The 7,748-nt window shown below is 68.0% G+C and carries 6 protein-coding genes; all 6 read left to right on the forward strand.

The features are described from left to right. Positions 1 to 78: 78 nt before the first annotated feature. Positions 79 to 1,086 (forward strand): tRNA dihydrouridine synthase DusB, encoded by a 1,008-nt coding sequence (dusB, locus tag AC1DSO_RS18215; protein ID WP_477070172.1) that lies wholly within the window; start codon positions 79 to 81, stop codon positions 1,084 to 1,086. Then, positions 1,083 to 2,198: a two-component system sensor histidine kinase NtrB gene (locus AC1DSO_RS18220; protein WP_477070173.1), complete on the forward strand. Its 1,116-nt coding sequence runs from the start codon at positions 1,083 to 1,085 to the stop codon at positions 2,196 to 2,198. Before dusB ends, AC1DSO_RS18220 begins: the two co-directional genes overlap by 4 nt. Positions 2,199 to 2,200: 2 nt before the next feature. Beyond that, on the forward strand, positions 2,201 to 3,622 hold the full coding sequence (locus AC1DSO_RS18225) for a sigma 54-interacting transcriptional regulator (protein WP_477070174.1): 1,422 nt from the start codon (positions 2,201 to 2,203) through the stop codon (positions 3,620 to 3,622). A 64-nt stretch (positions 3,623 to 3,686) separates the two neighbouring features. Then, the gene (locus AC1DSO_RS18230) at positions 3,687 to 5,930 is read left to right on the forward strand and encodes a sensor histidine kinase NtrY-like (protein WP_477070175.1); all 2,244 of its coding nucleotides are present in this window, start codon (positions 3,687 to 3,689) and stop codon (positions 5,928 to 5,930) included. Next, the gene (ntrX, locus tag AC1DSO_RS18235) at positions 5,927 to 7,315 is read left to right on the forward strand and encodes a nitrogen assimilation response regulator NtrX (RefSeq protein WP_477070176.1); all 1,389 of its coding nucleotides are present in this window, start codon (positions 5,927 to 5,929) and stop codon (positions 7,313 to 7,315) included. Before AC1DSO_RS18230 ends, ntrX begins: the two co-directional genes overlap by 4 nt. After that, on the forward strand, positions 7,316 to 7,748 hold a 433-nt coding region (locus tag AC1DSO_RS18240; protein ID WP_477070177.1), incomplete at its 3' end, for an aminotransferase class IV.

Raw genomic sequence — 7,748 nt, forward strand, 5'->3', positions numbered from 1 at the left:
CGAGAAGGCCTCTGGCGATCCGGGCTTTACTGCGCCGCACAATATGCCTAAAAAGACAGCGACGGGGATGATCACAAAATGAGCAACAAGCTCGAAGTCGGCGGGGTCGAAATCCCTGGTCGGGTGTGGATCGCGCCCATGACCGGGGTCTCGGACCTGCCCTTCAGAGAAACGGCCACGGCGCTCGGCGCGCCTTATGTGGCGACGGAAATGGTAGCCAGCGCGGAGTTCGCGCGGGGACGGCCCGACGTGGTGCGCCGCGCGGCGGTCGGCGAAGGTCTGCTCCTGACCGTCATCCAGCTGGTCGGGCGCGATATCGCGTTCATGGCCCAGGGCGCTCGCATGGCCCAGGACGCCGGCGCCGAGATCATCGACCTGAACTTCGGGTGCCCTGCCAAGGAGGTCGCCGCCGGCGCAGCCTGCGGCTCGGYCTTGATGCGCGAACCGGACTTGGCCGAGGCCTTGGTCGCCGCGGCCGTTCAGGCGGTCGACGTGCCAGTGACCGTCAAGATGCGCCTTGGCTGGGACGACTCCAGCCTCAACGCGCCGGAGATCGCCGCCCGCGCCGAGGCCGTGGGGGCCAAGGCGATTACGGTGCACGGCCGCACGCGCAATCAATTCTACAAGGGCGTCGCCGACTGGAGCGCCGTCGCGGCGGTGAAGAGGGCGGTTTCGGTGCCGGTTCTCGTCAACGGCGACATCGTCGATGGCGACAGCGCTCGCCGGGCGCTGGAACAGTCGGGCGCCGACGGCGTGATGATTGGCCGAGGCGTCTATGGGCGCCCCTGGATCGCCGGCGCGATCGAAGCCGCCCTCGAAGGTCGAGGTTTCGTCGAGCCGGACGCCGAGGAGCGCCTGGCCATCGCGGTCACCCATTTCCGACGCAGCCTCGAGTTCTACGGCGAGCGTCTGGGTCTGAAGATGTTCCGCAAGCATCTGGCCTCGTACATCGAGGCCGCGCCATGGCCGGAAACGGCCGAGGCGCGCCGGGCCGCTCGCGCCACCCTGTGTCGCCTTGAAGATCCCGCCGCCGTGGAGGCCGCCTTGCGCGACCTGTGGCTGGCGGGCCGGAGACTAGCCGCATGACCGACCGTGCCCGCGTCCTGGGCGGCGTCGCCCCCGAAGCCTTGAAGGCCGCCGCCTTCGACCTCAGCCCCGAGCCCGCTTTGGTGGTCGATCGCGACGGCGGGCTGGTGGCGGTCAACGAAGCCGCCGAGGCGCTGTTCGGTCACGGCCTTTCCCTGTTGGCGCGCGGTCGGTTCCGCGCGGCCCTTCCGCCGGGTTCGGTCTTGGTGGCGTTGCTGGACCGCGCGATCTTCGAAGGCGCTCTGGTTCGCGAGCACGGCGTCGAGGTCAATCTGTTCGGCCAACCACCGTTCGAAGCCGACGGCGCCGCTGCGCCGCTAGGCGACGGTTCTGTGCTGCTGACCCTGCACGTGAAGGGCGTCCTGGGCGTCGACAAGGCCGCGGACGCCGCCGGCCTTCGCTCGGTGGTGGGCCTGGGCAAGATGCTGGCGCACGAGATCAAGAATCCCCTGGCCGGCATCCGCGGCGCGGCCCAATTGCTGAAGACCGGCGCCAGCGCCGTCGACCAGCCGCTGGCCCAGCTGATCGTCGACGAGACCGATCGCATCCGTCGCCTGGTCGATCGCATGGAGGCCTTCTCCGAAGAGGTCCCGACCCCGCGCGAACCGGTCAATATCCACCAGGTGCTGGACCGTGTGCGGGCCCTAACCGCCAACGGCGTCGCCGACGGGTTGCAGATGAAGGAAAGCTACGATCCCTCGCTGCCACAGGTCTGGGGCGACGAGGATCACCTGATCCAGATCTTCCTGAATCTGACCAAGAACGCCGCCGAGGCCGCCCATATGCGGGGCGACGATCGCGGTCAGATCTCGATCCACACCGCTTGGCGCCCCGGCGTGCGGGTGCGCGGCGCTGACGGCAAGACCGCCAGCGGCGCGCCGATCGAGGTCAAGGTGATCGATAACGGGCCCGGGGTTCCGGCCAGCCTGCGCGACCACCTGTTCCAACCGTTCGTCACCACCAAGGCCAACGGCACGGGCCTGGGCCTGGCCCTGGTCACCAAACTCGTCACCGCCCACGGCGGTCTGATCGACTTCGAATCCGAGCCGGGCCGCACGGTGTTCCGTGTGTTGCTGCCGGTGGCCCCCGAAACCGTTGCCGGAGACGCCTGAGCATGAACGCCGCGAGCAAGAAGATCCTGATCGCCGACGACGACAGCTCGGTGCGTCTGGTGCTCAGCCAGGCCTTCACGCGCCTAGGTTATCAGGTGCGCGCCACGGGCAACGCCACCACCTTGCTGAAGTGGGTTACGGACGGGGAAGGCGATCTGGTCGTCACCGATGTGATGATGCCCGACGAGAACGTGTTCGACGTGCTGCCGCGCATTCGCAAGGAGCGGCCCAAGCTGCCGATCATCGTGATGAGCGCCCAAAACACCCTGCTGACAGCGGTCAACGCCGCTGACGCAGGCGCGTTCGAATACATCTCCAAGCCGTTCGACCTGGACGACGTCACCGCGGCGGCCCGCAGGGCCTTGTCGCGTCCGGCCGACGCCGAGGCCTCCAAGGCTCAGGCCCGCGCCATGCGTGACGAGCGCTTGCCGCTGATTGGCCGCTCGGCGCCGATGCAGGAGGTCTATCGGACGATCGCCCGCCTGGTCGGGGCCGACCTGACGGTCCTGATCCTCGGCGAAAGCGGCACCGGCAAGGAGCTGGTCGCCCGCGCCTTGCACGAATTGGGACGTCGTCGCGACGGCAAGTTCGTGGTCCTCAACCTGGCCGCCGTGCCGCGCGAGCGGGTCGAGGTCGAGCTGTTCGGGCGTGGAGACGGCGACAACGGCCGCCTGGTCGAGGCCGATGGCGGCACCCTGTTCCTGGACGAGATCGGCGACATGCCGCTAGACGCCCAGACCCGCCTGTTGCGGGTGATCGACGGCACCGAGCCGGTGATCAACCCCAAGACCGGCCGCCGGCCGAACGTCCGGATCATCGCCGCCACCAATCGCGACCTGCGCGGTCTGATCCAGCAGGGCCTGTTCCGCGAGGATCTGTTCTTCCGCCTGAACGTCGCCCCCGTGCGCCTGCCGCCGCTGCGCGATCGGGTCGAGGACATTCCGGACCTAGCTCGCACCTTCCTGCTGCGGGCCGCGCGCGAGGGCTTGCCCGCCAAGACTATCGACCAAAGCGCGCTCGATCGCCTGAAGACCCATCCGTGGCCCGGCAATGTCCGCGAGCTCGAGAACCTGATGCGCCGGATGTGCGCTCTGTACGCCGAGGAACTGATCACCGCCCGGATCGTCGATCGCGAACTGCAGGACCATACGCCGGCCGTGCGTTCGGAAGAAGGGCCGCTGACCCTGTCGACCCTGGTCGAGCGCCACCTGGCCTCGCATTTCGCCGACCAACCCGACGGCGTGCCGCCGCCCGGCCTCTATGATCGCATCCTCGAGGAAGTGGAGCGGCCGCTGATCCAGCTGACCCTGTCGGCGACGCGCGGCAACCAGGTGCGGGCCGCGGAGATCCTCGGCCTTAACCGAAACACCTTGCGCAAGAAGATCCAGGACCTGGGCGTGGAGATGACGCGGGGTCGTCGCTAGCCGCTGAAGCTTTCACGGCACATAACTGTTGAATTTAGGACACACGCTCCTAAACTCCGCGACGATGTCTTCAGTGGCTTACGCGACGGGATCGGAAGACCCGCCGACCCGGTTCAGCCGGGCCTGGTGGCGAGAGCTCCTGCGGTCGCGCTACCTGACCGGCGGCGGCTATGCCTTGGCGGTCGTCCTGACCGTCGCGGGCGTGGCGCTGGCCTCGTCGCCCCCGAGCACCGATTCGATCAGCACGGCCAGCACGGTCATTCTGGTGGTGCTGGGTTTCAACCTGGTGCTGATCCTGGGCGTGGCCACCGTGGTCGGCCTGCGGCTCTACGATCTGATCGACGCCCGGGCCAGCGACGCCGGCGCTCGCCTGCACCTGCGCTTTGTGGGCCTGTTCTCGGTGGCCGCCGTCGCCCCGGCGTTGATTGTGGCCCTCTTCTTCGGCGTGCTGGTCAACCGCGGCGTCGACGGCTGGTTCAGCCAGCGGGTCCAGACCGTGGTCGGCAATTCAGCCAAGGTCGCCAATTCGTACGTCGAGCAACAGACCAAATATATCTCCGAGCACATCGGGCCGATGGCGGCGAACCTCAACGAGGCCGCGCCGGCGCTGGCCCATTCGCCGGTGGCGTTTGGCCATTTCCTGGGTGAGGAGACCAAGGCCAACGGCTTCGCCGCCGCCTATGTCTTGGATCGTGATGGCCGCATCCTGGCGCGCGCCGAACTCAAGGACGCCCCGCCATTCCTGGCGCCGCCGCCGACCAGCTACGAGGCGACCGACAGCGGCGAGGTCACCGCCCAGCGCTTCGTGTCCGCCGACCTGTTCCGCGCGCTCTACAAGCTAAAGGCCTTCCCGGACGCCTACCTTTATGTTGTTCGCCCGATCGAGAAGGGCATCCTGACCCACTTGATCGAAACCCAGGACGCCCTCGTCTCCTACCGCGATGCCGAGCGTAGTCGCGACCGCATCCAGGCGATCTTCGGTCTCAGCTATCTGGAAACGGCCCTGCTGGTGCTGGTGGCCGCCATCTGGGTGGGCATCGCCGCGGCCAACTCGATCGCGGGTCCGGTCGCGGGTCTGGTCGAGGCGGCCGGGCGGGTGTCCGGCGGCGATCTCGACGCCCGTGTCGAGGCCGATACCGGCCCCGAGGAGATCCGCGCGCTCTCCAACGCCTTCAACATGATGACCAGCGAACTGCAGTTGCAGCAGGCGGCGCTGAAGGCCGCCAGTCTCGACGCCGAGAGCCGGCGTCAGTTCATCGAAACCGTGCTGTCGGGCGTCAGCGCGGGCGTGGTCAGTCTAGACGAGCGCGGCAAGGTCTCCGCCGTGAACGGCCGCGCGGTGACCCTGTTGGGCCTGCCCGACAACGCCCTGGGCATCGACCTGATCCAACTCGCGCCCGAGTTCGCGACCGTGATGGAGGCGCTGCAGGAAAGTCGCCCCGACACCGACGTCGAGGTCGACATCATGCGCGAGGGCGAGACCCGCCGCCTGCGAGTGCGCGCCGCGGGCCACGTGGCCCAAGGCCTAGTGCTGACCTTCGACGACATCACCCGTCTTGTGGCCGCCCAGCGCAACGCCGCCTGGAAGGACGTGGCGCGCCGGATCGCCCACGAGATCAAGAACCCACTCACGCCGATCCAGCTGTCGGCCGAACGCCTGCGCCGCAAATACCGCAAGGAGATCGCCAGCGATCTGGAGACTTTCGATCGCTGCACCGAGACGATCATCCGTCAGGTCGGTGACATCGGCCGGATGGTCGACGAGTTCTCGGCCTTCGCCCGCATGCCCGCGCCGCGCTTCGAGCCGGCCAATCTGACCGAGATGCTGCGCCAGGCGGTCTTCGCCCAGCGCTTCCAGGACGCCGAGATCGAGGTGAAGCTGGAAGAGCCGGGCGGAGAGGATGTCTGGGTGACCAGCGACGAACGGATGATCGGCCAGGTTCTGACCAACATCCTGAAAAACGCCGGCGAGGCCGTAGGATCGCGGCGTTCGGCCGAGCCTGGGCTGCGCGGACGAGTCACCGCGACCCTGGTCTCGGACGCCGACGATCTGTGTGTGACGGTCGAGGACAATGGCGTGGGTCTGCCCGCCAAGGACCGCGACCGCTTGACCGAACCCTATGTGACCACCCGCGAGAAGGGGACGGGCCTTGGCCTGGCCATCGTCAAGCGGATCATGGAGGACCATGGCGGTAGCCTGGTCCTCACCGACGCGCGCGAGCCCCCCGGAGCCCGCGTGATCCTGAAGTTTCCGACGACAGCGCGCCTGGCCGTCGCGGCCCAGAGTAGCGTTGAGGAGATGATATGAGCGCCGACGTTCTTGTTGTGGATGACGAGGCCGACATCCGCGAGCTGGTGGCCGGAATCCTCGAAGATGAGGGCTACGCGGTGCGAACGGCGGCGGATTCGGATCAGGCCCTGGCCGCGATCCGGGCGCGCAAGCCCGCTCTGCTGGTCCTGGATATCTGGATGCAGGGCGGCGGCATGGACGGCCTCGAGCTGCTGGACATGGTCAAGGGACTGGACGCCGACTTGCCGGTGATCATGATTTCCGGCCACGGCAATATCGAGACGGCCGTCAGCGCCATCAAACGCGGCGCCTACGAGTTCCTGGAAAAGCCGTTCAAGTCCGACCGGCTGCTGATGGTGGTCGAGCGCGCGCTTGAAGCCGCCGGCCTGCGCCGCGAGAACCGCCGCCTGCGCACCCAGACCCTCGCGCCCGACGGCCTGATCGGCAAGTCGGCCCCGGCCCAGGCGTTGCGTCAGCTGATCCTGAAGGTCGCGCCCGCCAATAGCCGCGTGTTGGTCTCCGGCCCGCCCGGCGCGGGCAAGGAGTTGGTGGCGCGCCTGATCCACGGCGCCAGCGCCCGCTCTCGTCAGGAGTTCGTGGCCGTGAGCGCCGCGGGCATGGCGCCTGAGCGGCTGGATGTGGAGCTGTTCGGCGAGGAAGGCGAGGGCGGTCGCCCGCGCAAGATCGGTGTGTTCGAACGCGCCCACGGCGGCACCCTCTATCTCGATGAGGTGGCCGACATGCCGCGCGAGACGCAGGGCCGGATTCTGCGGGTTCTGGTCGAACAGCGCTTCCGTCGTGTTGACGGTGACAATGATGTCCAGGTCGACGTCCGCGTGATCTCGTCCAGCGCTCGCGACTTGCGCGACGAGATCGCCGCCGGTCGCTTCCGTGAGGACCTGTTCCATCGCCTGAACGTGGTGCCCGTGCGTGTGCCGGGCCTGGCCGAGCGTCGAGAGGACATTCCGGAGCTGATCAACTTCTTCATCGACCGCATCAGCGAGGCGACGGGGCTTCAACGCCGCAAGTTGGGCGAGGATGCTCTGGCCACGCTGCAGGTCCAGACCTGGCCGGGCAACGTCCGCCAGTTGCGCAACAACGTCGAGCGGATGCTGATCCTGGCCTCGGGCGAGCCGGGCGACGTGATCACGGCCGAGATGCTGGCGGGCGCCGATCAGCCCAGCGCGGGCAACGCCGGGGCGATYGGCGCCGAGCGGATTATCGCCCTGCCTCTGCGCGAGGCCCGCGAACTGTTCGAGCGCGAATACCTGAACGCCCAGATCCTGCGGTTCGGCGGCAACATCTCGCGGACCGCCAATTTCATCGGCATGGAGCGCTCGGCGCTGCACCGGAAGCTAAAATCCCTGGGCGTCGCCGGAGCCCGGGCGGAAGAGGAAGAGTAGATGTCGCGTTTCGCCTATGTGAACGGCCGCTTCGTGCGTCACGGCGAGGCCGTCGTCCATATCGAGGATCGCGGCTACCAGCTGGCCGATGGCGTCTACGAGGTCTGGGCGGTGTTCGACGGCAAGTTGGCCGACGCCGAGGGCCATTTCGCTCGCCTGTGGCGCAGCCTGGACGAGCTGCGCATCGCCCACCCGATGAGCGAGGCCTCCCTGACCCTGGTGCTGCGCGAGGCCGTTCGGCGCAACAAGGTGCGCGAGGGCCTCTGCTATCTGCAGGTGACCCGCGGCGTGGCCAAGCGCGACCATGCCTTCCCGAACCCTGCCGTCCTTCCTTCGGTCGTGATCACGGCCAAGTCGGTCGACCGCGCCGCCGCCGACGCCAAGGCCGCTCAGGGGGCGTCAGTCATTTCCGTGCCGGAGAACCGCTGGGGAC

Source organism: Caulobacter sp. P4_E5, assembly GCF_056401555.1.